Source organism: Paraglaciecola sp., from assembly GCF_039964565.1.
Taxonomy (GTDB): domain Bacteria; phylum Pseudomonadota; class Gammaproteobacteria; order Enterobacterales; family Alteromonadaceae; genus Paraglaciecola.
This window is the reverse complement of the sequence record NZ_JBDVXF010000027.1, coordinates 1-25,400: the sequence shown is the minus strand read 5'-3', so window position 1 is coordinate 25,400 and position 25,400 is coordinate 1. Positions and strand designations below refer to the sequence as shown.

The window sequence follows — 25,400 nt, the reverse complement described above, 5'->3', positions numbered from 1 at the left end:
TATGGGTAGACACTTGTTAACGTTATTCACCGTAGTGATTGTTTATTGTACTTTAACGGGGATAGTGCAATCAGCCCCTGCAGTGCACACCATACAGGTAAACAACACAGCGCAACTTTATAAAGCAGTGAATCAAGCCAACCACGCAAAAGGTGCTACTAGTATTGTGCTTGCAGATGGCCGTTATAATCTTAACCAAAGGCTGAGTTTTAGTGGCTCACATATCAAGTTAACATCAAGGTCGGGTGATCCCACTTTAGTGATACTGTCTGGCCAAGGCATGAGAAAAACCCCCTCGGCCGAGATATTAATTGATGTCAGTGGTTCAGATATTAGTTTGTCGGGCGTCACGTTACAACAATCTGCTAACCATCTTATTCAAGTGCGGGCCGAAAAAAACGCCGATAATTTTAGTTTGAGTAACTGCGTGTTGCGTGACTCTTATGAACAGCTGTTAAAAGTGTCATCTTCACCTTCTAGCAAAGCATTTGCAGACAATGGCAGTATAAAAAACTGTGTATTCGAGTATTCGGCCGGTGTAGGGCCGCAGTTTTATATTGGCGGAATAGATGCACATAGCTCACGGAATTGGACAATAGTGGGTAATACTTTTAGAAATATCGCCAGCCCATCGCAGCATGTGGCTGAACACGCAATTCATTTTTGGCGAAAAAGCGCCAATATTACGGTGCTTAATAACACTATTGAAAACTGTGACAGAGGCATTGGTTTTGGCTTAGGTAAAGACGTAAACAATCAAACAGTTGGTGGTTTAATCGCTAATAATAGTATTTCCAATAGCAATCCCTTACATCAATTTGCTGACGTTGGGATCGCAATCGAAGCCAGTCCTAATATTGAGATCAATAACAACAAAATTATAATAGAAGGTCACTACCCTAATGCTATTGAGTATCGCTTTGCGGCAACTAAAAATGTTGTCATCAAAAATAATGTGACGAATAAATCCATTGTTTCCAGAGATGGCGGTCAAGCAGAATTGTCAGGTAATCAACAAGCGAACGTATTGAGTCAGGTAAAACAAAATCTAGAGTATCTTATTGAGCGCTTTTAGTTTGGCGATACTCTGCCAATAGGTTGCGAACTGTTGTGCCCATTATCCGCGGTAATAAGATAACCAACAAAGTGGCGTAAGCACTGCAAAATAGCACACCCGAAAACAAAAACGATGAGAATTGACCTAGCGCGACTTGCTTGGTGAACCAACCTGTCAGGGTGATAGCCATACCAGACATGGCTCCCGAAAGAATCAACGCACCCGCAATCTGCAGACACTTTAGTGGCACAATGATATGTAAGGCAATGCCAATCACTAAGGTTGAAACCACTCCAATTGAGACTCGCAACCACAACATAGTGGTTAAATCATCATACATCTGCAAATAGCTTAGTAAGATGGCCACAATCACCAGCAAACTTAGGGTATCAAACACAAAGATGGTTTGTACTTTCCCCATTGCTGTTAAGGCACTTTCGATCACTAGCAAATAGCAGTAATAGAAAAACAATAACGACATAACGCTAAGAATTTCGCCTGCAATGCCCCATTGTGAGCCAAGTAATACATCAACAATCAATGCAGGATAAAATGCAATGTAAGTGGTGATTGGCATCACAATAAAACTCACTATGCATAATACTTTGCTGACTCGGCGACCAAGTTTAATGGGGTCTTGTTTATAGTCTTTAAAGTCGGCTAAAAGTGGCTCTATGGCTGGCCCTATAATGTTGTATCCAGGCAACATAGCCACATCTCGGGCCATATGATAATTACCTAACTGGGTAGGGTTAAAAAACTTAGCAACTAGCACAGTATCAATCTGCGAACGTAAATACCCTATAATGCTTTTACCCAATAGCCATTTTGAAAATAGCCATTGTTCACTCACTTTGAGTAAACTAAAAGCTGGGCGAAACGGCTGAATTTTATAGGCACCTAAGGTAAACACAGCGGCTCCCACTAAATCAGCAATCACAAAAGCCCAGTAGCTCTGCCATGCCAGTGCTAACACTATGACAGTGACAAAACTGGCCACCTTTTGCACCAAAGACAGATAAAACACCTTTTTATAATCTAGATCTCTTTTTAATAACAACAGGCCTGGATTTTTAAGGGCATTAATAATAAGTGTGAACGAAGCGACTTGCATGGCAAATCTAAGGTGGGGTTGCTCAAAGAAGTCGGCAATAAAGGGCGCCAGTACAATCAAAAATAAACACATTGATGACTTTAATAAAATGTCTAATGTCCAAGCAGTGTTCAAATCGCCAGCCAACACTGCTGACTTTTGCACTATATATTGCTCTGAACCTGTATGTGACAAAATATCAAATAGGTGCAACACAATGGCAATAATAGCGATCATCGCAAAATCGGTGGGTGTGAGTAGGCGCGCTAGAATAAGGGTGCTGACTAACCCAATAAGGCGACTTAAAAATTGAGCACCACTAGAAAAAGCAGCGCTGGCTAATAACCCTTTTGCTGCTATCACTGGTTAAACAGCATGCTGGCCTTTTGAACATGTGCCTGCCAATCTAATTCAGACTCTACATGTTGACGACCAACCTTACCCATGTTTGCACTGAGGACCGGGTCGGCTAATAGCTTGGCAACAGTACGAGATACTAATTGTGCGTCAGTGCAATCGATCACAAAACCACTTTGGTTGATAAGCATGGTTTCTTTGGTGCCACCAGAGTCACCAGCAATTACGGGTTTACCACAAGCTTGTGCTTCAACCAACACCATACCAAAGCCCTCAATATCATTCCCAATGGTGCGATTAGGTAAAATAAACACATCACTTTGTTGATAACATTGAATCATTTGCGGATCGGTGACTTCAGTTAAAAATTGTACGTGATCGTTCACACCTAACTCTAAAGCTAGAGCCTTAAGGCTTTCTAAACGATCACCTCGCCCGATAATGGCGTAGAGAACTTCTGGAAACTGTTCTTTTAACAACACAATGGCGCGGATCATCATATCCTGCCCTTTTCGCTCTTGTAGCCGACCTACGGTAATCATTACTTTGCGTTCGTGCCAGCCCATTAGCTGTTTAAAGTCTTGATCTTCAGCCATAGGCACAAACAAAGAAGCATCCACTCCAGGGTGAAGTACCTCAATTTTATCGTCACCGGCGTAGCGCAATCTTTTTACAATTGACGCGCTATTTTGACTATTGCAGATTAATCTCGTGGCATGTTTACATACCTGTTTGACCATAAGGTTGTGTTCACCACTTGTGGCGGCTGTTTCCACATCTTCACCGTGTACATAACATAAATAAGGCGTGCCTGTGATTAGCTTTAGCAGCCAAGCGGTAACACCTTCGTGAATCACACGGCCACAATGAATATGAGTGATCTGATGCTGTTTAGTTATTTTTTTGATTTGCCAAACTAAGCGCCAGTAAAACTTTATTCCTGTAAAACTTTTTAATCCCCACTCTGCTGATTTAAGTGGCATACGCAGAATATTTAACTGATGAGTTTTGTCAAAGTCAGCGGCACCTTCAACCTCATCAGCCAAAATCAGGTATTTTTCCTTAGGCAATCGCGAATAAAGTTCCCAGAACCAGCGACCACTTCCCCCTGAAATAGGCGGAAAGTTTTCAGTTAGCACTAACACTTTTTTATTCATTATTTACCTAAATTTTAACCTTTAACACTAAGTGTATTTCAAAGTTTTGGGCACCCGAAATAATGTACCTAAAATGTTTATTAACGAGATACACCGATAATATCATATTGCCCTATTGGAACTTGTTCAAACAAACCTAGTTTACGGTTCACTCGCTTATTTTGATGAAGTGGCACAATCCAATCAAAATCTCTGTACTGTTCGGCTGTGACGAACAAATCGTCAGGTGTATGCTGAGTTCTGTTTAACACTTCTGGATGTACTTCAATTAATATAATCACTTTATGCGCACTTTTTATCAGCGCTTTTGCACCTTCTAGCAGTTGTATTTCTTGCCCTTCTACATCAATTTTTAGCGCTAATGTCTCTTCCAATTCGAATTCATCGCTGGCGTTTTGATTTTCTCGCCAAATATCTAACGACGTAACGGCTGTGTCCCCTACGCCGCTAGTGTCGATATAACCTTCATGGTCATTTAATCGTTCGGTATCCCTGTGAAAGGTAGTAGAGCCTTCAAAGTTAGAAACAGCCGATTTAACACATTTCACTGGTTGTTTAAGGTTATGTAAATTGGCACTTAGTACATCAAAGGATTTAGGGTTGGGTTCAAAGGCTACTAGATTCTTGAGGTTTTTGCAGTGTACTGCCACTAATGAAGATACCGCCCCAATATCGGCTCCCAAGTCAAATAAAGTAAAAGGGGTGTCTAATTGGTTCAACACCTCACAAAAAGGTAAAAACTCTTCTAGGTAGTAGTTTTCTGGCCCTTTTTCTAACCAAAAGCACCATTCACCTACTGGCACACTAAAAGGTCTATCTTCAATTGTGTGAGTAACAACTTTATTGCCAAACCTTTTAGCTAGCCACAGATAAAACCGGTGTTTACCCCGCCATTCTGTCTTTTGCAAAAACACTAAAACAGCATTTAACCAAACAGGAAAAACTTTACTTGGCTCCATAGACTAGATCTGATTATTCAAAAACAAAATATTGATTCAACTCAGACAAATTATCTCGAGTTAAATCGGCAAACGAAACAATGTCTTGAGATTCAGATGTGTTGCTCGTTACCTGCGAGATTGCCACTAACCCACTGCCCACGTAACGTCCAATAAGAATTCTGTAAATTTCATATAATTTAGCCATTCTATTGTTGGTAAACATTTTGCCATCAACCAAATACCAATAGCTCAATAAACGCTTACCTCTAGGATTGACTATAGTCGATACCCCCATGTTTTGACCTTGTTTCAAAGGATAGGAGCTTTTTGTCTCTAGAGTCCATGCCTTCTCGGGATAAAGCCTATTTAGCGAGCTAATTAACTCCCCATGCCCTTTGGGGTACCACACCATGTAAATATCTACTGGCACAGTGTTTAGTTGTCTAACAAATTGAAATTCTTGGTAAGCCTGATTAAATTCCGGTTTCCAAGCATTTGAATATCGGGCATTTGACGCTTCTTGCTCAGCTTCTAATTGCGCACTAAGCCTATATTCGTTGGTTGGTATGCTTAGTTGCGAATTTATTGAATAAAACCATGCCAAAAAGACTAGCATGATGGCAACGATACTGGTGCACGAACGGTAACAAGCTTTAAAGTTCAGTTCTGCCGCTGGTGCCGTTTCAATTTGCCCGGAATCATCAGTGTTAAATTGTTTTTCTCGTATTAATTCGCCTATACCTAATAAACACACAATAACAAGTGAGAAAAAGATCCAGCCATACACCAAATGGTCTGCGCCAACTGCATGCTCCATATCGCTAAGGTAGCCAGTAAGAATAATACCAAACACGCGAATCGCATTGGCAATAATAGGAAAAAGTATCGATATCGCCATAAATACGATACGGCGTTTCGCCGAATACATATTAAGGTAGGCATACAATGAACCTATCACGATAGAGGCAATAAAAAAGCTTATGCCTGAACAAGCCTCAGCGACTAAAAATTGCCCTTGAGGAATTTCAATGTACAAACCACTTCTATAAACAGGAATGCCACTCCACCCAAGCATTACCATGGCGAGATCAGCAGTGACTTCTTGCAACGCTGGAATGAGTTCTTCCCCAATAGGGATACAAAATAGAATAAAAACCAAGGGAAACAGAATTTTGTATGCCAACTTATTACCAATAAATGCCCAAATGCTTAAGGGTAAAAATGTAAAAGTGGCCACATGCATAAAGAGTTGTACATCACCAGCCAGTCCTATGGCGTAAAGAAATAAACTGCCAGTACATAATACCAATACAAAATAATTGGGCTTTAAGGCTGCAATATCCAAATCAGTTCGTTTTAAATAAATCAGATATAAAACGCCAGGAAGTACAAACAAACAATGATTGAAAATATCTGAAATAATCCAGATATCGACCGCAGTAGTCACGCCTTGCCAAAATACAACAACCCAAGCTGCGACTATAAGTACTAAGCAACCTAACACAGGCTTTACATCGAAAATGGTCGTTTTGTTTGAGCTATCTGTTGTGTAATCCTTCACTATAACGCCTTTTATTTTGAGGGAATGTTATATACATCTTTCATCGTGCCCCAAGAAAAGTCAGTTAACAGTCGCTCTAGTTTGCCGTAGGTCTTTTCTAAGTTCACATAATGTCTAAATTTCGACTTCATAGGAGCATGACTCAGTCGCGGCTGTTGGTGATCAATTTCCCAAGGATGGAAATAAAATGAATAAGGTTGTTGCTCTTTCGCGAGGTATCGGGACAGCAAAAATTTATTCAAAAAATAAGGGTAAAGTCTAAAATAGCCACCACCACCAATAGGTGTTTGTTTACCCAGCAACTTTAAGGTGGGGATTGGAATTTCGATAAGACCTTCTTTACGTTTATACGCAAATCTAGGCCAATCAGGAGTACCATATAAGTCGTGTTTTACAGGATAAGTACTGGAACTATAACCAAAGTCTAATTCAGCTAGCACTTCAAAAGCCCATTCGTTGTCATAACCTATTGAAAAGCTAGGTGCTCGATACCCTGTAATTCGCTCTCCCAATAGGTTTTCGAGATGATCTTTGGAGCGTTTAACATCGTCAAAAAACACATCTCGGCTCTGCTCCGTTGCTCTACGGTGAGCATAACCATGACTGGCGACTTCATGCCCTTGACGATGGATTTCAGTGATGAGTTCAGGATATCGTTCTGCCACCCACCCCAACACAAAAAACGTAGACTTCACATTATGCTTAGCAAATAAATCCAGTAGTCTTCGGGTATTGGCATCCACTCGAGGTTGGTATTCATGCCACTGCGAAGGATCTATAATTGAATCAAAAGCTGAAACATGAAAAAAATCTTCCACGTCCACTGTCATAGCATTGAGTACCGGGTTAGGCAATGTCTATCTCCCTTTGCCGAAGAGCACAACCTCAACGGTTCTTATTAAAATAAGAATATCTAGCATCAAACTTTGGTGTTTCACATAATACAAGTCGAATTTGAGTTTCTCCATCGAGTCTTCAACACTGGCACCATATGGATAATTAAGCTGTGCCCAGCCAGCCAAACCAGGCTTAACATTATGCCTCTGATTATAATAGGGAATCTCTCGGATTAATTGTTCTACAAACTGAGGCCGTTCAGGCCGCGGGCCAATAAACGACATTTCACCACGAAAGACATTCCAGAGTTGCGGTAATTCATCAATTCTAAATTTACGGATAAAATGCCCTACTTTTGTTACCCTGGAATCATTGGCTGTTGCCCATTTCGCGCCGTCTTTTTCGGCATCAATGCGCATACTGCGAAACTTAATGATATTGAACAGTTCCCCATTTAAACCGACTCGTTCTTGTTTATAAAATACTGAAGCATTCTTAACGTTAACATCTTCAAAAAATATAATAATTGCGGTTATCAACATGAAAGGCCACGCTAACAGCAGCACTATTGTTGCCATTAAACAATTCATCGAGTAATCAAGGGCATCTCGTAAGTAGTTTTGTGAGTTAAAACCATTTGAATAAATGACCCAACTTGGATACATCAGATTAACCACAATCTGTCCGGTTTCTCTTTCCATAAAGTCAAGTAAGTCGGTAACACCAACCCCTCTGAGTCGGCAATCGAACAGGATTTCTACAGGTAAGGTACCACGCCTTTGATCACAGGCAATCACCACTTCATCAATGTCATTATCTGCAATGAAGTTTCTAAAGTTTTCGTCAATTTTTACATGTATGAGTTTCTCATTTTGAATGCCTTCTTCTCTGTTATCCCCTGGAATTGGAATAAAACCGAGCAATTCAAATCCAAATCTGTCAACTTCCCTTCGCATTCTTTTTTCAATGATAGACGCCCTTTCACCGGCACCAATCACTATTATTTTTGACTGCCCTAATCCAAGAATACCCAAGCGGTTAATAAAGTAACGAAACACAACTAAGGCAATAATAGTCACCCCGGCATAAGTGGGCAGGTAATATTGACTTATCTCGATATTTGTAAGAAACGTGTTGGTGATAACTTCAATGACAAAGTAGCTAATCGCTACGCTGACAAAGATTCTTCGGATAACGCCTCTAAAAGTTTCCCTTAGTTTGGTTTCATACAGTCCAACGGATAGAGCGGCAAGCACGACCAGTATAGTAAATAACGCTACTTGGGAAACAAAGTCTGTTAGCGGGATATCAAAAAAAGAGGTTCCAAAGAAATATTTGACCAAAACAGAAGACAAGTAACCCATATAACCAATAATGATAGCTTCGAGCAACATCATTATATTTGAGCGACGTATCTCTTTACGATTACCAAAGCTCATTAATAAATCACCCTATTCGACAAAATTAATAAGAATACACATGATTTAACATATCTATAATCCATTTTTTTCAATTTAATCATCATATTATAGTTGTCTAGCCTGCCCAAAACTTGCTACATTGCGCCCATGGGTGCAAATATTAATGGATGGTAATTTACATGAAGACTAGCAAAATAGCATGGTCAAATTTGATATTTTTTTTAATGTTGACCACTGTAGGTTGTTCCAGTAACAGCGGGAAGTTACCCAGTGCAACAAACTATAATTCTATCACTACGTCGGTAGATGATTATCAGTATATAATTGGTCCTGGTGATAACCTAAGTATTTTTGTTTGGCGTAACCCTGATATTTCGGGATCGTTTATTGTACGTCCAGATGGAAAGGTCACGACTTCACTGGTGGAAGATATTGAGGTATCAGGCAAAACTCCTACCGCATTAGCTAGACAACTTGAAGAACAATTGGGAAAATACATCAACAACCCAAGAGTAACGGTTAGCGTAAGAAACTTTTCTGGTCCCTTAAGTGAGCAGGTTCGCGTGATTGGAGAAGCCTCTAATCCCAGAGCGGTTAATTATACTGAAAGAATGACATTGTTAGACCTTATGATTGCGGTCGGTGGACTAACTGAGTACGCCTCAGGAAACGACGCTAAATTAGTAAGAATGGTTTCAGGTGTACAAAAAACATTTGAGATTCGCATCGATGATTTGATCAAAAACGGCGAAATAGAAGAAAACATTGATATGTTGCCTGGTGATATCATTATTATTCCAGAAGCATGGTTTTAGTCGTTAGTAAAAAAATGGATATTTAGATGCAAGATCTTCAAAAAACCCTTGATTTAATCATTGGGTATATCAAGGGTGTATGGGTAAAAAAGCGCTATATCATGATATGCAGTTGGCTTATTTGTCCGATTGGTTTTTTCTATGTCGCTTCTCAACCCGATGTTTACCAATCTTCAGCAAGAGTCTATGTTGATACACGTTCTGTATTAGCCCCTATGTTAAGAGGGCTTGCGCTACAATCTAACCCTCAGGAAGAAGTGTCCATGATGGTTAGAACATTGTTGACGAGACCCAATTTAGAAATCATTGCTCGCAACTCTGACCTTGACATCACCACCACCAACGAAGAGCAATATGAAAACCTGATCACCTCGTTATCCAGAAGTATTCGTTTGCGAAGAGCTGGACGAGAAAATTTATATACCATATCTTATCGTCATAGAAACCCTGAGATGGCAAGAACCGTCGTACAGGAAACCCTTGATTTATTTGTTGAAGGAACCAAAGGCAATAATAGAAAAGAAACAGATTCAGCGAATCAATTTATTGATGAACAAATAGATGAGTATGAAACTAGGTTATTAAACGCGGAACAGCGATTAGTTAATTACAAAAGAAAATATAATACCTTATTGCCGAACCAAGGCAGTTTTTATGCAAACTACAATACCTTGAGTGCGCAACTCGAACAAACACGACTCACAATAAAAGAAACCGAACAACAAATTGCATCGCTGTCGAAACAAGTCAGTGCCAGCCAAACGAAAACGGTGGATTCTGCAGTTCGTAACTTTGAAGGCCCCTCGTCCTTTACAACTCGATACGATAATCGCATCAAAAATTTAGAACAAACCTTAGACCAGTTGATGCTCAAATACACCGAATTGCACCCAGATGTAATAGAAACCAGTAATTTACTTGATTCATTAAACGAAGCGAGAAAACAAGAAATTGAAGAGTTTATAGCCGCCGATAGCGGCACTGCAACCCCAGAAAAAGTGGGTTCAATCGCCAATGAACTCACTTTAGAAATAAGCAGACTACAAGGGCAATTAGCCTCTCTGCGAGTGAGAGAGTCAAATTATGCGACAAAAGTCGACGACCTAAAGCAAAAGATTGATTTTGTACCTCAAGCTGAAGCAGAGCGCACCGCATTAGACAGGGATTATAATATCACCAAAAGGAAATACGAAGGACTACTTAACAGGAGGGAATCATCAGAACTAGCCAGGAAAGCCGATGTTTCAACTGAGAGTGTTCAGTTTAGGATCCTAGATGCCCCTAGAACACCCAAAAATGCCGCCTTCCCTAACAGACCATTGGAATATACTAGTGTACTATTCGTTGGTTTTGCTGCTGGTTTAGGCTTAGCTTTTTTAATCAGCCAATTGAACCCTGTATTAATTAAAGCGAATCAATTAACTGCTTTGACTTCGTATCCGGTATTAGGCGCGGTAAGTCATTTGAACAAAAAACACATTTTGAAAGTGAAACGTACAAGGCTACTGGTATTTTTACTATCGTCCAGTATCATCGTTGGGATGTATGCAGTACTCATGGCAGCGGAAATGATGCAGATTAATATTTACGCGAGGTTATTATCATGAACTCGATAGAAAAAGCACTGCAAAAACAGCAGAAAGAAGCAGAAGCAAAAAATAAAAACCAAGCGATTCAAACAGCCACTACCACTGAGCCGGTGCAAGCAGACAATTCAATTGAGAAAGCACAAACCCAACAAGATGCAGGTCAAACCGAGCAAGTAACAAGTCAAAAAGTCACCCGGGCTAAGACCCCAGTCAGTGATGGTATTGTATCCAATACACAGATCGAAATTGATCTCGATATGTTGGCTAAGAAAGGGTTTGTGTCCACTGATTCAAACCGACAGGTAATCAACGAAGAGTATCGCGTAATAAAACGTAAATTGTTAGATAATGCCTTCGGTCCTTTGTCTAAATCGTTGAATAACAGCAACGTTATTATGGTCACCAGTTCGCGTCAGGGAGAAGGAAAAACTTTCACAGCGATCAATTTAGCCTTAAGTATCGCCTTAGAACAAGATAAAACCGTGCTGCTTGTGGATGCCGACGTATTACGGCCCAACGTAATGCGCACTTTAGAACTAAAGAACGAACAAGGTCTAATGGAATATCTGCTAGGTGACAAAGAGAATATTTCCGAAGTCATGTGTAGAACCAATTTAAACAATTTACGCATCATTTCTGCCGGTAAATCTCATCACCTGTCTGCCGAACTCTTAGCCAGTGAACGAATGTTTGACGCGGTAGAAGAATTTGCCAATCGCTATCCCGACCGAATTGTAATTGTTGATACCCCACCACTTTTGGGTATAAACGAAACCGCAATTTTGGCTAATCTCGCCGGTCAGGCCTTAGTCGTAACTGAAGAATTTAAAACTAAGTTATTTGATGTTGAAAACGCGGTTAAACACTTAAATCCAGAAATGGCCATAGGTTTCGTTGTCAACAAGACCGAACAAGTCAACTTGGAAGGTGGTGGTTATGGTTATTATTATGGAGGAGCAAATTAGTGTTATTGCGGCCTTTATTTAAACATCATCAATCGGCCCAAAAAAACCAACTAATTACCTATGTCTCTGCGCTATTGGTGAGTTTACCTTTCGGTGTTTTTTGCCAAGAAGTTGATGTCAGGGGAACAATAAACACAACAGGTTATATTTACGAAACTCAAATAGGGGACAATGAGTCCACACAGAGTGATTCAATTCTCGTCAAACCTTCTATAGTAGCTAGCTATTCGAGTCGGCGCTTTTCCGCTGCAATTACCGCCAATCACTCTATAGTAAAAAATAATAGTGAAAGTATCGTTGTTGAAGACGCCGATGTAGATGAAGACTCTGACCCTGCTATTGAAACTGATAGTGAAACACAAAATTACACAGACTTACGATACACCAGTACTTTGGAACTCATTGACAATGCATTATCTCTCACCTTAAATGGCGCCCAAAGTTATCGCAACGTGCAACAACAGCAAAATTATTTTAGCGATCAAATTTTAGCACCAGAAGGGTTAACCAAAACCACTAACAATAGTGCGCAACTCAACTTTTCTATTCCCAATCCAATAATTTTAGGGTTCAACTTACAGAGCACCTATTCACAAACCAAAACAGATCAGTCCCAAGAAAGTACCTCAGGTTTAGACAACGACAACTTGGGTGTGACCGCTAGGTTGTATCAAGGTAGGAATATAAGAAGTATGAGTTTTGATGTTTCGGCTCAGTACAATGATACGGGTCGCACAAATTCTCAAAATTTCAAATCGACAATAGTACAGACCGAAATTGGCTTTCCTATTATTAAAAAACTTGATTTTATTCTTACAGGCAATTTATCGGAATACGATGCGGGTACTACCGAGTTTGCGAGTCGCACCAACCTAGACAGCTCCAGTTATGGAGCCGGTCTAAAGTGGAGTCCCAGCAACGAGCGCAATATTACTTTGACTTATAACCAACTGGAGGAAGGTGACAATCAAATTGAAACTGGTAATGAAGAAGAGGGTGACGACAATCAATCTGACGAAACAGATAAACGTACAGAATTTGTAGGGCTAAATATCGATTGGGCGTTTACTTCTAGAACAGCACTGAATTTTGATTACAGTAAGCGTTTTTATGGTGACGCTTTCAACTTTAACTTTTCCCATAACCTTAAATCCCTCAGGACCTCGGTTTCCTACTCCGAAAGTGTTACCAGTTATTCGCGCCTTGGTGCGTCTACCACTACAATAACGGGTATTTTTGTGTGCCAATTTGGGTCTACTGACCTCGCAGATTGTTTTCAACCTGATAGCCTAGATTACCAATTACAGGCCGGTGAAGAATTTAGAGCCACTACCGAAATAGATACCGACATCACTGAAGAAGTATTATTTCGTAAATCAGGTACGGCCACAATCGGTTATGACAAACGTAAAATCAAAATATCTATCAACGCTAATTATAGCCAAACTGAATATCTAGAGTCGGATCGAATAAACACTAATCGCAGTCTTGGCTTCAATTTGAATTATTCCTTAGGCCGGAAAACCAATCTGAGTTTTGCCTCTACCCTAACCGAAAATCAACGCAGTGAACTCGAGGAAGCAGATACCATAGTGACCAACAGTTTGAATTTTAATAGAAACTTATCTAGAAATTTAAAGTTAGACCTTGGTTTGAGAGTATTGGATAGAGAGTCTGATGATCTTGACCGTGATGGCAGTGATAAGCGCATAACGCTAGGACTCAATTATACTTTTTAAGCACAGCGGATTCAGATCCTAAAACACTTTAACTATTGTTTCGCAAAGAATTTTTCGTATTTATTGTTGATACTCCTCTTTTCACAAATATCAAAATTAACATTTCTGTAACAGTGCTATACTCTTTTCGTGGTTACTTTTTAACCATTAGTCTATTGATAAACGCGTCAGGAGAAGATAGCTATGCAAAGACATTATTACGTTAGTGACGATTTAAACGACCTCAAAGCAGTAGAAAAAGAGCTTGAACAAAGTGGAATCAGTTCACCGCAACTCCATGTACTGAGCGAAAATGATGCAGAAGTAGAAAAGCATCATTTACATGCCATCGAAGCCGTCCTCAAGCAAGATGTAGTTCATTCTACTCAACTTGGTGCGGTAGTGGGTGTGATTGGCGCGGTATTTATACTTGGCATAACATACTTGATGCAATGGCATACCACTGCGGCAGGATGGTTACCCTCTGGATTTTTAGCCATAGTAGTTTTAGGTTTTTGCACTTGGGAAGGAGGTTTAGTAGGGATCCAAATACCCAATTATCAATTCAAACGTTTTCAAGCCTTACTAAAACAAGGTAAACACGTATTTTTTGTAGATGTAGACCTTAATCAATATGATATTTTAAGTGAAGTAGCAGAACGTCATCATTCACTAGTCCATGCGGGCACAGGTGATGCCACTCCGGCGTGGGTTGTTAAAGGTCAAGAAAAGTTTAATCAAGCGATGAAAGCCCTTCCGTAACCTTCGGTCCACTTTAGCCAATTATCGAAAAGCCAAAGCTTTTACTTTTGGCTTTTTTCATTTTCAGCGTCATCAAATTGTTGCAGGATAGGTAACTAGAGGTGTTTGATACATTTTTTGCTGTCTTAATCCTGCACGTTTCTCTCGTAGCAGGAGCAGTAGCGATTGCCAACCCATAGGACAATCCTTCTCTAATCTAGCCAAGTACTTTTGTTGATTATCAGGGTAATGTTGGGAAATTAACTGCCGGCTTAACCAATTGTATTCGGGTAACAGTATATGAGTGTAACCCGCGCTAACCGCTATCCGTAAACCAGCTAAATCATAATCACCAAAGTAAATAGCGGGCTTATACTTCTGAGTAGTTAACCAATTCATGATTAAAGTTTTACACGCCTTGGAGTGATGCTGATCACCACGGTAAACCACCAATGTTTTAGGTAATTTCACGTTGCGCTTAAAGTCAAACCAATCGTTAAAACTATCACGATTTTCAACTACAACTAGGCTGTCAAAAGCACCCAAGTTCAAGTGCTGCACATCTAATTCGATATTAATTTGTCGACTGGAATAGAAACTTTGCTGCACTACCCCAAGCATGGCAGAGTCTGTGATTGCAGCGAGTACTAAGTGCTGAGTGGGTTTAAGTTGCCCTTGTTTTTCATTTGGATTTCTTTGGGCCGCGCTTCTATGCGTATCTTGGCTAAAATCATCAAAAATACTGGCGTATTTTTCATCTAATAAGGTTTGATTGATTTGCGCGATATAATCTATATCAAACCTATAATGCTTATCAAACTTGAGCCATTTCCCAGGCTGAAACTCCAAATTATCGCACCAATCTAGAATCTCATACAGAACACTACTTGTATTCGCCACCGCTTTTTCATCAAACAAAAGTTTATGATGCTGCGCCGCTAACAAACGTTTTGCTTTTAAACTGAGATCATCCGCCATAACTGACGTTAGCCTGCGGCCTGAAAGTCACCAAAAAAGCGCATCCCTACCGTCACGTCTTGAATAATATAAAGCTGATTAAAACGGCTTTTAGGGGCACTGTCTTTTTCGAGCATAAAACTTTGTTTATTTTGTTCCGGTAAACCTTGATACTCAGCCACAATTTGGAACAGCCACATTTCTGGCTCCCAAGGTAGCTCCTTTTCAGCTAAATAATCGACACCGCTTAGTGCCTCTGGACTTTCTATTACATGTATAAAAAAATCTTCTACGTCTTTGGCGAGTTGTTTTTGCTCAGTGGCGACTAAGCTTTGTAGCGCCATAGAAAAACCTTCGGTTTGTTTTTCAGAATTTGAGCCTTGTTCTTGCTCCCTAGGCACGGCTCTCGCCAACTCTGCTAGGGCGTAACTATCTTCAGCTCTATCTAGGGCAATAAAAGCCTGAGCACTGATCCCATGCGCCTGATTAACAACTGCGGGTACTTGACTACGATTAGGATAATCTCCTACTTGAAAATTAGGATGTTGACGTAAAAAAGCGCTCATACGATTAATGAGTAACGCTTTGTCTTGCTGTTGGCGAAAGCGCGACATCAATAATACTAAACGTTTTTGTACTTCTAATAAGGAGCCAGAATGCTCAGAAATACGCGCCTGAAGTTGACTCACCAACAACTTTCGCAATGAACCATCACTACCCGCTAATTGAATCAGGTCGTCAAAGTTGATAATGCCAAAGCCGTCGAGTATTCGCCTAAGTTGGCGTTGAGCAAGTTCAATTTCTAAAATTTTGTCGTCTAAACTACTAACAAAACCAAACTCAGTATTGAGTCTATGCCATAAGCTTTCGATGGCATCACCAAACTGCCCAGTCATGTCATTCACACGCTCTGTAAGTAACTGTAAGTGATGTTCGCTGGCAGCATAGTCGCCTTTTTGTCTTGCCGCTTGTAACGACTGAACCCTAGTGTGAATTTGGTCAAGGTGTTCACCCACATCCGAGTTAATTTGGCGTTTTCGCTCATCTTGAGTCAAGCTGGCAATCAACTCGTTAACTATTGGCCGTAATCGTAAGGTCTGTTCATCAGGATAATCCAATACTCGGCTATCCAGCAATTTTTGAAGTGCTTGTTCTGAAAACGCTGATTCGTTAATTTGTCCATCTAAATACCCTTGCATTAAGGCATCAGCATGTTTTCCTATCAGCTCTAAGCGCTCTTTTCCTAAGGCAAAAAGTGGATTACTTTGGGCGCCGCTTTTTTGTTTAGGTATGTGACTCAAAACATCACCTCTTGTTCTGGGATGTCGTCGTCAATGGGTAGATTTTCTTCATCTTTGATAAACCGCACTAACTCAATAAGCTGTTCGACTTTGCCAGTAACGAGGTAAAACAATCTGTCTTTATGGGGCTGATGCAAATATCCTAACTCTTTGATGCGCTTAAAGACTTGTTTGATCTGCATTTCAGGTTTATCACTAGTCGACTTAAACAATTTATCGCTAGCCAAATGCGCCAAACGCTGGATAAGTGACTGGTTATCTACCACTTTAGATTCAAAATCTTGCAACTTAATGGTATCCCCTAAGCTAAGGGCGCCATCTCGACCAAGGGCTTCTTGCACCAATTGCATCCATTCCAACATAGGTAATAAAGATTGCACTGTGCTGGTAAATTGCTGACTAAGCTGCTGGCGAGCATTTTGGGTTAAATCACAATAAGCTAAGAAGTACACCGAACCATCATCATTTTTAGCGACTCTTCTATTTAAAGGTCGTAAAAAGTGATTTAAGTCATCCACCAACTCATCGTTTTGCAACTTATGAAAACTATGTTCATCGGTGATGGAGCAAATATATTCGCCTTCTAACAAACGTTCTAATAATGGACCATTTTCGATCATGAGGTCACCTGTGATGATTCAGAGATTGGGTTTTTATTTTGTTGCAAACGCTCGGCAATACGACTGAGTTTCGGCTCAATTTTTTCTAAGTGTTGTTTCTGTTTATCAATCAAGTATCGATGTTTAAATAACATCAATACATCTGATTCTGGATTCGGGAACGCGCCCAAAATGTGAATATGATTGGTATCACAAGCCTTAAATAGTTTTTCTACATTGTGATAGGCCAAGGTGCCAATTTCATCAATAGGCCAATGTACGTGAATATCGGCTTGATTACGCAACAAACGGGTGAAGGCCAATAAAAACTTACACAAGATCAAATAGGCCATACCGTGGCTAGATGATTCAAGTAATTGTCTGTCATTTTTGATCACTAAGTCTGAACCGCCTTCATTCAAGTGAAGCTCTAGTCGAAGCAGCGACTCAATACTGTAATTTGCATCGTTGGGTAACACTTCGACTACGTCAGCCAGATTATCTAAATATGCCTCACTAGGCAGAAAATCGTCTGAGGTGTTCCACTTATTGTACTGCTGCGCAAACCGCTTTAGAGGTGCCCAAAAATTTAGCTCATCAACAGTAGAAATAATTTTTACTTCTGAACGAGCGATCCCATCTAGGCTTAAATCATCGGAGACTTCATCAGTTAAGCGTTTGCTTTGCTGCGCAATTTTGCGGTTAATGTCACTAAATACAGTAAAGAACTTATTTAAATCGCCACCTATGGTTTCACCTTGCTCTACTATTTGACGTTGACGTGACTCCAAAATACTTAATAAACGTTGCAAAATAGGCAAACGCTCGCGAACATTCGCCTCTTCATCTAATACCGAAAATGCCTGTAACATAGTATCCAAGAAGTCTTTACCTGCATCTTTTCCTAGGGTAGCTTCAAATTCAATTAAGGATTCTTTGAGTTTCTTTTCACCACGGCTTCTACTTTCAAGGGCTTCGCTACAACGGTTTATTCTCTCAGCCTGATCACCCAAGTTAACGTCTTGCTGATCTGTTGCCTTAAAGGAAAATACAATGTGACCAAGCTGACGTACCATAGGCTCAATTTCTGTCATTAAAGAACTGCAGTTAGACAAACTTTTTTCCACTTCCAGCAACACTTTAGATAATTCGCTGCGTTGATTCTGGTATTGATTCCGCAAAGTGCTCTGTTGTTGCTCTAACTGCTGCATCAATGCCTTTAACTCAGCCTCCTGCTCGAGCAATTCTGGTCGTTGTTTCGACCAATCTGTGTGCATAAAGGTTTTGTATTCGTTTAGCTCATCACGTCTTGCGGTAACGACTTGAAGATGGTTTTTTAATGACTCGATTTGTTGCTTAAGCTCCCGCAAGGTATTGGGATCAATATCTTTATTGGCTAACTCTTGATTAAAGGCATCTTCGAGTTGTTTAATCTGCTCGCGGTTTTGCTGCCGTTTATAATCAACTTGACGCTCTAGCTCTTCGATTTGTTCATCTAAAATAGCCAGCTCATCTTGCCAACCGGTCTTAAATTCTAAGAGCTGCTCTTCAAAGTCCGACTTCAATACATCAATGGCACTTTGTTTCTGGGCTAAAACTTGTTGTTTTTCATCTACATACTGCTGCAAGGCGAGCTTAGCTTGCTGCTTACGCTTGTCTAGTTCCGCTTTTAGTTCTTCTGCAAAACGTTGTTTTGCACTTTGAGCGTAAGCCACCTCTTGTTCTGCTTGTTCAAACGCGCGGTTCTTTTCAGCCACCACTTCTCGCTGTAATTCAGCTTCTCGATGGCACTCGTCTAATTCGGCCTCAGCGTGTTTTTGTTGCTTTTCGGCCGCTGCTAAGTGTTTTTTAGCTTGCTCTAAAGATACAGACAGCGCGGTCTCATCTTGAGCATATTCAGGTGCATCAATGGCCGCTAAATTTAGTTTTACGCCTAAAAAGCTATGCGCTTGCTCTTCACTGAGATCCGCAATAATTTGTGGAGACAAGTCTTTTTTGTTCAGTAAAGGCTCATTGATTAGCTTACCAATGGTCTGTTCCCAGCCAGGTTTATGGTCACGTAAAAACTGTCTTAGGCTATCTTGCTCAGGTGAAAGTTGCTTATGTAACTGTTGTAAACGCTCCTTGGCTTGTCGCGCTGTTTGTCGCGCCTGATGTAAAACCTTGTCTGCCTCTTCACGTTTATCTCTAAGATCTTGATAACGATTTTCGCCGTCTTTTTTAGCGGCAGAACCTTGTTGCCATGCTCGCTGCGCGAGTTCAAGACGTTTGTCGGCCAGCGCGCCGTTTTCTATCTCTTGCTCTGTTGCTGAAGCTTGCTTGGCCTGATGCTCTTGACGCACAATGCTACGTTCTATTTCCAGTAATTGCTGATCGAACTCTTTAGCTTGTTGTTCCCTGCGTTGTTCAAACTGACCACGTAAATCCACTTCTTTTTCACTGTGAATATTACGCACCGTTTCTTTTTGGTGACTAATCGTTTTGACTTGTGCCTGATTTTTACGAGATAAGCGCTCTAAGGACTCAGACAACTTGAATTTCTGCTGCTCAAGCTGACTTTGTAAGTCTTTATGTTGCTCAATTAGCAAATTATATTGCTCTAATTTTTGTTCGTATTCTTCGCGCTTTAGAGGCAAGGACTCCATATCTTTTTGCAACTGATCGATATCCGAATCTTGATATTTTTCATATTGCTGTTGGATATGGTCTAATCGTGACGATTTAGCTTTAAGGTTTTCTACCGTTTCACTAATACGGCTATTTAACACGCCTTCTGCTTGTTCGAAGGCTTCTTTTTCGGTGCTTTGCTGGACTTTAATTTTACTACGCTGTTCTTGAGCATCCGCTTTTTGTGTTGCCAGCGATTGCAGATCTTTCTCTAGAATAGGTTTGAGCTGTAGTAATTGATTTTCAATGTTATTGAGCGTTTCAGTTTGTGCTTGAATTTTTTGATATTCGTTTTGCATTGCCTGTAAACGCATGGTCTGGCGCATCTGCGTGATCCATTCACGGGCCTTAGTATTTTTGACCGTGGTGCTGGGTTGAACTAACCCATCCTCTTCAAAAATTGCCGCGAGCATAGTACGTAACGTGTCCATTTTTCCTTCTTTGGCATGGACCGCACTGACTAGCTTTTCCATATGTCTAATACGATGTTGACTAGCCACCAAACTATAACGGCTAGCTAATTGTCTTAATTTGGTACTTTCTCGCCCTGCACCACGACCAGCACTAACATCGTTTTGAATGATGCTACGAAATTCACTAGTGGACTGGATTTTGTGAGAAGAGTCTATGCTTAAGTGTCTAAGCTGTTTTATCCATTGTTCTGGCGACATCGCTTGTACATTGCCGTCTTCTGCATCCACCAAAATTTGTTCTTGATGGTACGGGGCTTCGACAAAGCGATATTGTACCCCATCGCTACCTTTGCGAGTTAAAATGACTTGGCAATCTTGCCCGCCTTCACGCTGATATTCGTAAATCAAATAACTGTTAGCATGGGGTAAATAAAAATCATCAAACTTTTTACGGGTTTTGGGTACCACTTTACTGGGTAACTCACCATAAAAAACAGGGATCAAACGTTGCAACGTGGTTTTACCCGATGCATTGGTACCACAGATATTGCTGTGACCAGATACATCAAGTTCAACAAAACCAGGAAGGTGACAATTAATTAGAATAATACGGTGTAACCCAGGCATAGATTTCCTTCAATCAAGGGTGTAATAACCGCCGAATTTTACCAAGAAGTGACGCTATTTAACACCATAAACGCCTCTAATCGCTACTTTTTCAATGCATACCTACTACGACATTTTGTACACTTAGTCTCAACTCGAACAGCACCTATACCTTAGTGTCGTAGTCTGACAAAATGGTAATCTGCTACATACAGGAAAGCTCACATTGAAAAATATTTTTGCGTTTGCCGTTGTTCACTTTTATTTATATACATTAGGACTCATCCTAATTACGCCTACCGTTTCTGCCAACGAAACTAAGCCGAGACCCAGTGCAATTCAAAACGCCGTTATTTCAACCTCTATGGGAGAAATACACATTGAACTTTATGCCGGTGATGCGCCCATTTCTGCGAGCAACTTTATACGCTATATCAAAGCCGGAGCGTTTAATAATGGGCGTTTTTATCGAGTTGTGCGTTTAGACAATGATAATGGCGCGCCCAAAATTGAAGTGATACAGGGTGGTGCCAATCCTGAATTCAAGGACTTTGCGGCAATTGAACTTGAAACCACTCAACACACCGGCATTCAACATTTAGATGGCGTGTTGTCTATGGCTCGCGGCACGCCTGACAGCGCGACTTCTGAGTTTTTTATCTGCGTGGCTGCACAACCTTCTTTAGATTTTGGAGGAACGCGCAATCCAGACGGTCAAGGCTTTGCAGCCTTTGGTCGAGTGACTAAAGGAATGCCAATTGTTAGAAAGATCCATCAAATTCAAGATGCATTGGAAGTCGAAGACAACTATGTGAAAGGACAAATGTTGGCGCAACCTGTCACTATTTCAAAAATTCGATTGGTAAACTGATCGTCTTAGTCACTTGGTGAGTACCTAATGACATATCACGCTAATTTGTCGAGAGAGCCATGTTCAGTTTTTTAAAAGCAGACCCTGCCAAAAAATTACGTAAAACCTATGACCAAAAAGCCACAAAAGCCATGTTGGCGCAACGTAAAGGCGACATTAAAACCTATTCCCTACTCACCGCCGAAGCAGAACAAATTTGGGAAGCCATACAAAAACTTGAAGCGAATAATAAATGACAGTTGAAAAAACGAAGGTAATATCATTGCTGCATGACTGCACCTCGATTGAAAACGGCTGGGGCATTCTGAGTCGTTAGTTATCAATACGGCTTGGTATAAGTTAAGCACCACGTCAGATAGATATTCTCTACTCGCTAGTAGTGGTTTTCAATCCAGCTTTCAAAAATTAGGCAGGCAGAGACACTGTCTATTTTTTGTTTATCTAACTTTTTGTAACCGCCAAGTTCAAACAATCGGGCCTTGGCATCTACCGTAGTTAAACGTTCATCACACGTTTCTATCGCCACTTTGTATTTAGCGTTAAGCCGATTAGCGAATTTTTTGGCTGAGAATGTCACTTGTTGGCTACTACCGTCCATATTAAGCGGCAAACCTACCACAGCTAATTGCGGCGACCATTCAGCAAATAGCTGAGCCACTTCATCCCAGTTAGGAATACCATCGACTGCCTTTAGTGCATTTAGCGGAGAAGCGGTACCTGTTATTTCTTGCCCAACGGCAACACCAATGCTTTTAGTGCCAAAATCGAAGGCTAAAACCGTTCTTTGCCCTTGCTTGCTCATTTAAGCACCAACATCATGCATGACCTACATCTGGCCCTAACTGCCACACATCTATACCTAAACGCTGCACTGCAGTTTCCCATTTTTTATGGATAGGCGTATCGAATAATATATCGCTATCCGCTTCGACCATTAACCATGAGTTAGTTTGTATTTCTTCTTCCAACTGCCCCGCAGTCCAGCCCGCGTATCCGAGCATAATTAACGATTTTTCAGGGGCCTCTTTATTGCCCAAAGAAGAGATGATGTCTTTAGAAGTAGTCACCATCAATTCAGGGGTCATAGTTAAACTTGAAGCCCAACCTGATTGTGAACTATGCAAAATAAAACCACGGTCTTGGCTAACAGGGCCACCAGCTAAGATAATATCTTGTGCCTTTTCGTCTATGACCTCGGCTTTATCGTCAACTTGTTTAACCAACTCCTTTAATTTCATGCCAACAGGTTGATTAATTATTAGGCCCATTGCGCCGTGCTCATTGTGTTCACAAATATAGGTCACTGTACGAGCGAAATACGGATCGTCCATGCTCGGTGATGCGATAAGTAAATAGTTTTGCAAACTTTGCATTATAGCAGTTAGGCTCCTTTACCCGTGGCCAGACGTTTTTCAATGGCATCGAATAACATTCCGGTAATATTCACGTCGTACGCCGCCTCAATCTCGCGGACACATGTTGGACTAGTGACATTGATTTCAGTGACTCTGTCTCCAATTACATCTAAGCCAACAAATATCAGGCCTTTTTCTACCAATAGTGGCGCAATGGTTTCTGCTATTTTCAAATCTGACTCTGATAGGGGTTGCGGTCGACCTGTACCACCAGCAGCCAAATTACCGCGATTTTCACCTTTAGTGGGTAATCTAGCTAATGCATAAGGCACCACTTGACCATCCACAATTAAGATACGTTTATCGCCGTCTTTTATCTCAGGTAAAAACTTTTGAAACATAGCATATCGGGTGCCTAACTCTGTGAGTGTCTCAATAATTACCCCTAGGTTATTACCATCTGCTTTTACCCTAAAAATAGAGGTACCACCCATTCCATCTAGGGGTTTACAAATAATGTCTTGGTGGGTTTGATGAAACTCTCTAATTAAGTTTGAATCTCTTGTCACCAATGTATCCGCAACCAAATCAGGAAACCAAGACGTAAACAGTTTCTCATTAAAATCTCGCAAGCTTTGTGCGCGATTCACCACCAAAGTCCCCGCTTGTTCAGCCAATTCAAACATGTGAGTGGCATAAATAAACTCGTTGTCTACTGGCGGATCTTTGCGCATTAAAATAACATCTAACTCAGCTAAACTTTGCTGAACGCCGGCACCTAAGGTAAACCACTTATCTGCATTAGATTCAACAGCCAACTCTGCCATACGTGCCATTGGACGACCATTTTGCAAATACAAGTCGCCCATTTCGATATAAAACAATTGGTAACCTCGTTTCTGCGCGTCGAGCAACATTGCAAAACTGGTATCTTTTTTAATGTTGATGTCCTGAATAGGATCCATCACTATGCCAAGTTTAATGGTCAAAATTGTTCCTTAGAGATGTTGTTCAAGGTTAATTGAACAGATAAATGATTGGTACATACAGATGAACCTGATCTTGAGGTATTTGTTGCATAATTCAAGCATCTATTTTCTTCAAAGCAAGAAAATTTGATTATTCACCTAAGCATTATAATGGCTCAGGTGAATGTATAAGGCTAGATTCGCTTCGCCGCTTTTTTAGCTTGTTTTGCCAGCTCTTGATTATCTGTCTTAGCCAAACGTTGATAAATTTCTTTCGCTTGTACCTTTTTAGCATTAAGAGCAAATAAATTAGCTAAACGAAATTCAGCCCAATCCTTAGGTGACATGCCGTCCAAGTCTGGCGCTTCAACAATATATTGTTGTAATGCCTTGATACCCTCTTCAACGTTACTTTCACTTAGTACAGCGGTTTTACCTAATTGGTACATAGCGTTATATTTTGCGGTGACACTTTCTTGCGTTTCGGCAGTTTTGCCAATAGCGAGACTAAACTCTTCAAATGCCGCTTCAAAATTCTCTTTTTGCTGATGAACAATGCCTGCTAAAAAGAAAAAGTCGGGAATATCTTTGTATGTCAGTTTTGCTTGTTGCAAAAGACTAGCTGCTAGCGCGTCGTTATCTTGGGATAGTTCATAATTGATTTCGGCTTCTAACCCCATTTTGGGATCTAGAAGTTTAATTTGTTCTACTTGAATTTTAGCAATTTTAAGATCGCCGCCCGCGATGCTAGGAGCGCTAGTATGAAACTGCATTAAACCTTTACGGTATTTAATTGAATCTGGCTCTAGCTCAACTGCTTTGGCAAAACTATTCTGCGACTTTTCAGCATAACTCAATGCTGAAAAAATCGAATTGGCAGCTTGCCTGCCCATAATGGCGCCGCGAACGTAATGGGCTTCAGGATCATTAGATTGCGATTCTACCGCTTTTTCAATCCATTCTTCAGCGTCATCTAAATCAATGTTCATATAGATTTTGGCAAGATAAACCAAAGCTTTGGGGTTACCAGACTGTTTCTCAAACAATGCTATCGCCTGTTGCGTTTTCCCTGAGTCTAATACTGCAATAGCGTTATCCAGTGACGAAGAAGCGCTGGCATAGGTGACAGATGAGAAACTCAAATAACTTGCGAATATGATCTTGGTGGTGAAATTCATTGACTTGTTTTTCCTTAATTCTAATGATTCTGACTAATTATTTCAGTTTTCAGACGTTTCGTTGAGTATTCGGTTCAAAACTATTTAGGTGTTTATACCAATTCATCTTATCAATTAGTCACTCAGAGAACACCAGCGACTTTCAATCGAGGCGTAGTCCTGCAGGAATGGCTACCCCCTTTCAAAGGACTAGAACGAAGAGTGAAAGTCGCTGGTGTTCTCCCTTTGGGCGA

General features: G+C 40.6%; 22 protein-coding genes. 8 read left to right on the top strand and 14 right to left on the bottom strand.

The genetic code is table 11. The annotated features are described in order from the left end of the window. Position 1 precedes the first annotated feature (1 nt). Positions 2-1,075, top strand: coding sequence for a right-handed parallel beta-helix repeat-containing protein (locus ABJK37_RS10650; protein WP_348353067.1), 1,074 nt, complete (start codon positions 2-4; stop codon positions 1,073-1,075). Here the strand turns inward: ABJK37_RS10650 and ABJK37_RS10645 are convergent. The 6 genes from ABJK37_RS10645 to ABJK37_RS10620 form a co-directional block, all read right to left on the bottom strand. Beyond that, positions 1,059-2,513 (bottom strand): oligosaccharide flippase family protein, encoded by a 1,455-nt coding sequence (locus ABJK37_RS10645; RefSeq protein WP_348353064.1) that lies wholly within the window; start codon positions 2,511-2,513, stop codon positions 1,059-1,061. The genes ABJK37_RS10650 and ABJK37_RS10645 overlap by 17 nt on opposite strands. Beyond that, a complete protein-coding gene (locus ABJK37_RS10640) occupies positions 2,510-3,664 on the bottom strand; it encodes a glycosyltransferase family 4 protein (RefSeq protein ID WP_348353061.1) in 1,155 nt (384 codons plus the stop codon). Before ABJK37_RS10640 ends, ABJK37_RS10645 begins: the two co-directional genes overlap by 4 nt. 80 nt (positions 3,665-3,744) lie before the next feature. Next, positions 3,745-4,623 carry an FkbM family methyltransferase gene (locus ABJK37_RS10635; RefSeq protein WP_348353058.1) on the bottom strand — a complete coding sequence of 293 codons (879 nt, stop codon included), beginning with the start codon at positions 4,621-4,623 and terminating at the stop codon, positions 3,745-3,747. Between the two features lie 13 nt (positions 4,624-4,636). Further along, a complete protein-coding gene (xrtA, locus tag ABJK37_RS10630; protein ID WP_348353055.1) occupies positions 4,637-6,166 on the bottom strand; it encodes an exosortase A in 1,530 nt (509 codons plus the stop codon). A gap of 11 nt (positions 6,167-6,177) precedes the next feature. Then, positions 6,178-7,020, bottom strand: coding sequence for an XrtA system polysaccharide deacetylase (locus tag ABJK37_RS10625; RefSeq protein WP_348353052.1), 843 nt, complete (start codon positions 7,018-7,020; stop codon positions 6,178-6,180). A gap of 3 nt (positions 7,021-7,023) precedes the next feature. Then, entirely contained in the window at positions 7,024-8,442 is a 1,419-nt protein-coding gene (locus ABJK37_RS10620) for a TIGR03013 family XrtA/PEP-CTERM system glycosyltransferase (RefSeq protein ID WP_348353049.1), read from the bottom strand. Positions 8,443-8,603: 161 nt separating this feature from the next. On the opposite strand from ABJK37_RS10620, the gene ABJK37_RS10615 reads away from it, so the two are divergent. The 5 genes from ABJK37_RS10615 to ABJK37_RS10595 all read left to right on the top strand — a co-directional run bounded on the left by ABJK37_RS10615 (position 8,604) and on the right by ABJK37_RS10595 (position 14,273). After that, the gene (locus tag ABJK37_RS10615) at positions 8,604-9,239 is read left to right on the top strand and encodes an XrtA/PEP-CTERM system exopolysaccharide export protein (protein ID WP_215930142.1); all 636 of its coding nucleotides are present in this window, start codon (positions 8,604-8,606) and stop codon (positions 9,237-9,239) included. Between the two features lie 26 nt (positions 9,240-9,265). Then, the gene (locus ABJK37_RS10610; RefSeq protein ID WP_348353044.1) at positions 9,266-10,846 is read left to right on the top strand and encodes an XrtA system polysaccharide chain length determinant; all 1,581 of its coding nucleotides are present in this window, start codon (positions 9,266-9,268) and stop codon (positions 10,844-10,846) included. Further along, on the top strand, positions 10,843-11,793 hold the full coding sequence (locus tag ABJK37_RS10605) for an XrtA-associated tyrosine autokinase (protein ID WP_348353041.1): 951 nt from the start codon (positions 10,843-10,845) through the stop codon (positions 11,791-11,793). The genes ABJK37_RS10610 and ABJK37_RS10605 overlap by 4 nt, the downstream gene beginning before the upstream one ends. After that, positions 11,793-13,532 carry a TIGR03016 family PEP-CTERM system-associated outer membrane protein gene (locus ABJK37_RS10600; RefSeq protein WP_348353038.1) on the top strand — a complete coding sequence of 580 codons (1,740 nt, stop codon included), beginning with the start codon at positions 11,793-11,795 and terminating at the stop codon, positions 13,530-13,532. The genes ABJK37_RS10605 and ABJK37_RS10600 overlap by 1 nt, the downstream gene beginning before the upstream one ends. Before the next feature lie 183 nt (positions 13,533-13,715). Then, positions 13,716-14,273: an NAD/FAD-utilizing enzyme gene (locus ABJK37_RS10595; RefSeq protein WP_348353035.1), complete on the top strand. Its 558-nt coding sequence runs from the start codon at positions 13,716-13,718 to the stop codon at positions 14,271-14,273. A 72-nt stretch (positions 14,274-14,345) separates the two neighbouring features. Here ABJK37_RS10595 and ABJK37_RS10590 read toward each other — a convergent pair whose 3' ends face one another. Genes ABJK37_RS10590 through ABJK37_RS10575 form a run of 4 tightly spaced genes read right to left on the bottom strand, consistent with a single transcriptional unit; the run spans position 14,346 to position 20,816 of the window. After that, entirely contained in the window at positions 14,346-15,230 is an 885-nt protein-coding gene (locus ABJK37_RS10590; protein ID WP_348353032.1) for a hypothetical protein, read from the bottom strand. A gap of 8 nt (positions 15,231-15,238) precedes the next feature. Beyond that, a complete protein-coding gene (locus tag ABJK37_RS10585; protein ID WP_348353029.1) occupies positions 15,239-16,510 on the bottom strand; it encodes a hypothetical protein in 1,272 nt (423 codons plus the stop codon). Continuing rightward, positions 16,507-17,130 (bottom strand): hypothetical protein, encoded by a 624-nt coding sequence (locus tag ABJK37_RS10580; RefSeq protein WP_348353026.1) that lies wholly within the window; start codon positions 17,128-17,130, stop codon positions 16,507-16,509. Before ABJK37_RS10580 ends, ABJK37_RS10585 begins: the two co-directional genes overlap by 4 nt. Beyond that, positions 17,127-20,816: an ATP-binding protein gene (locus ABJK37_RS10575; RefSeq protein WP_348353023.1), complete on the bottom strand. Its 3,690-nt coding sequence runs from the start codon at positions 20,814-20,816 to the stop codon at positions 17,127-17,129. Before ABJK37_RS10575 ends, ABJK37_RS10580 begins: the two co-directional genes overlap by 4 nt. Before the next feature lie 205 nt (positions 20,817-21,021). On the opposite strand from ABJK37_RS10575, the gene ABJK37_RS10570 reads away from it, so the two are divergent. Together ABJK37_RS10570 and ABJK37_RS10565 are read left to right on the top strand one after the other, a co-directional pair. Further along, positions 21,022-21,666 (top strand): peptidylprolyl isomerase, encoded by a 645-nt coding sequence (locus ABJK37_RS10570; protein ID WP_348353020.1) that lies wholly within the window; start codon positions 21,022-21,024, stop codon positions 21,664-21,666. A gap of 59 nt (positions 21,667-21,725) precedes the next feature. Beyond that, positions 21,726-21,902 carry a DUF6435 family protein gene (locus tag ABJK37_RS10565; protein ID WP_348353017.1) on the top strand — a complete coding sequence of 59 codons (177 nt, stop codon included), beginning with the start codon at positions 21,726-21,728 and terminating at the stop codon, positions 21,900-21,902. Between the two features lie 137 nt (positions 21,903-22,039). Here the strand turns inward: ABJK37_RS10565 and ruvX are convergent, their stop codons facing one another. The 4 genes from ruvX to ABJK37_RS10545 form a co-directional block, all read right to left on the bottom strand. Beyond that, a complete protein-coding gene (gene ruvX / locus ABJK37_RS10560) occupies positions 22,040-22,468 on the bottom strand; it encodes a Holliday junction resolvase RuvX (RefSeq protein WP_348353014.1) in 429 nt (142 codons plus the stop codon). 13 nt (positions 22,469-22,481) lie between these two features. Then, positions 22,482-23,039 carry a YqgE/AlgH family protein gene (locus ABJK37_RS10555; protein WP_348353011.1) on the bottom strand — a complete coding sequence of 186 codons (558 nt, stop codon included), beginning with the start codon at positions 23,037-23,039 and terminating at the stop codon, positions 22,482-22,484. Between the two features lie 8 nt (positions 23,040-23,047). Further along, a complete protein-coding gene (gene gshB, locus ABJK37_RS10550; protein WP_348353008.1) occupies positions 23,048-24,010 on the bottom strand; it encodes a glutathione synthase in 963 nt (320 codons plus the stop codon). A 173-nt stretch (positions 24,011-24,183) separates the two neighbouring features. Further along, a complete protein-coding gene (locus ABJK37_RS10545; RefSeq protein ID WP_348353005.1) occupies positions 24,184-25,167 on the bottom strand; it encodes a tetratricopeptide repeat protein in 984 nt (327 codons plus the stop codon). Positions 25,168-25,400 lie beyond the last annotated feature (233 nt).

Coding starts and splice junctions, on each gene's coding strand:
- ABJK37_RS10650 (WP_348353067.1), top strand. CDS start 2: ATGGGTAGACACTTGTTAACGTTATTCACCGTAGTGATTGTTTATTGT.
- ABJK37_RS10640 (WP_348353061.1), bottom strand. CDS start 3,664: ATGAATAAAAAAGTGTTAGTGCTAACTGAAAACTTTCCGCCTATTTCA.
- ABJK37_RS10635 (WP_348353058.1), bottom strand. CDS start 4,623: ATGGAGCCAAGTAAAGTTTTTCCTGTTTGGTTAAATGCTGTTTTAGTG.
- ABJK37_RS10620 (WP_348353049.1), bottom strand. CDS start 8,442: ATGAGCTTTGGTAATCGTAAAGAGATACGTCGCTCAAATATAATGATG.
- ABJK37_RS10615 (WP_215930142.1), top strand. CDS start 8,604: ATGAAGACTAGCAAAATAGCATGGTCAAATTTGATATTTTTTTTAATG.
- ABJK37_RS10610 (WP_348353044.1), top strand. CDS start 9,266: ATGCAAGATCTTCAAAAAACCCTTGATTTAATCATTGGGTATATCAAG.
- ABJK37_RS10605 (WP_348353041.1), top strand. CDS start 10,843: ATGAACTCGATAGAAAAAGCACTGCAAAAACAGCAGAAAGAAGCAGAA.
- ABJK37_RS10595 (WP_348353035.1), top strand. CDS start 13,716: ATGCAAAGACATTATTACGTTAGTGACGATTTAAACGACCTCAAAGCA.
- ABJK37_RS10590 (WP_348353032.1), bottom strand. CDS start 15,230: ATGGCGGATGATCTCAGTTTAAAAGCAAAACGTTTGTTAGCGGCGCAG.
- ABJK37_RS10580 (WP_348353026.1), bottom strand. CDS start 17,130: ATGATCGAAAATGGTCCATTATTAGAACGTTTGTTAGAAGGCGAATAT.
- ABJK37_RS10575 (WP_348353023.1), bottom strand. CDS start 20,816: ATGCCTGGGTTACACCGTATTATTCTAATTAATTGTCACCTTCCTGGT.
- ABJK37_RS10565 (WP_348353017.1), top strand. CDS start 21,726: ATGTTCAGTTTTTTAAAAGCAGACCCTGCCAAAAAATTACGTAAAACC.
- ruvX (WP_348353014.1), bottom strand. CDS start 22,468: ATGAGCAAGCAAGGGCAAAGAACGGTTTTAGCCTTCGATTTTGGCACT.
- ABJK37_RS10555 (WP_348353011.1), bottom strand. CDS start 23,039: ATGCAAAGTTTGCAAAACTATTTACTTATCGCATCACCGAGCATGGAC.
- ABJK37_RS10545 (WP_348353005.1), bottom strand. CDS start 25,167: ATGAATTTCACCACCAAGATCATATTCGCAAGTTATTTGAGTTTCTCA.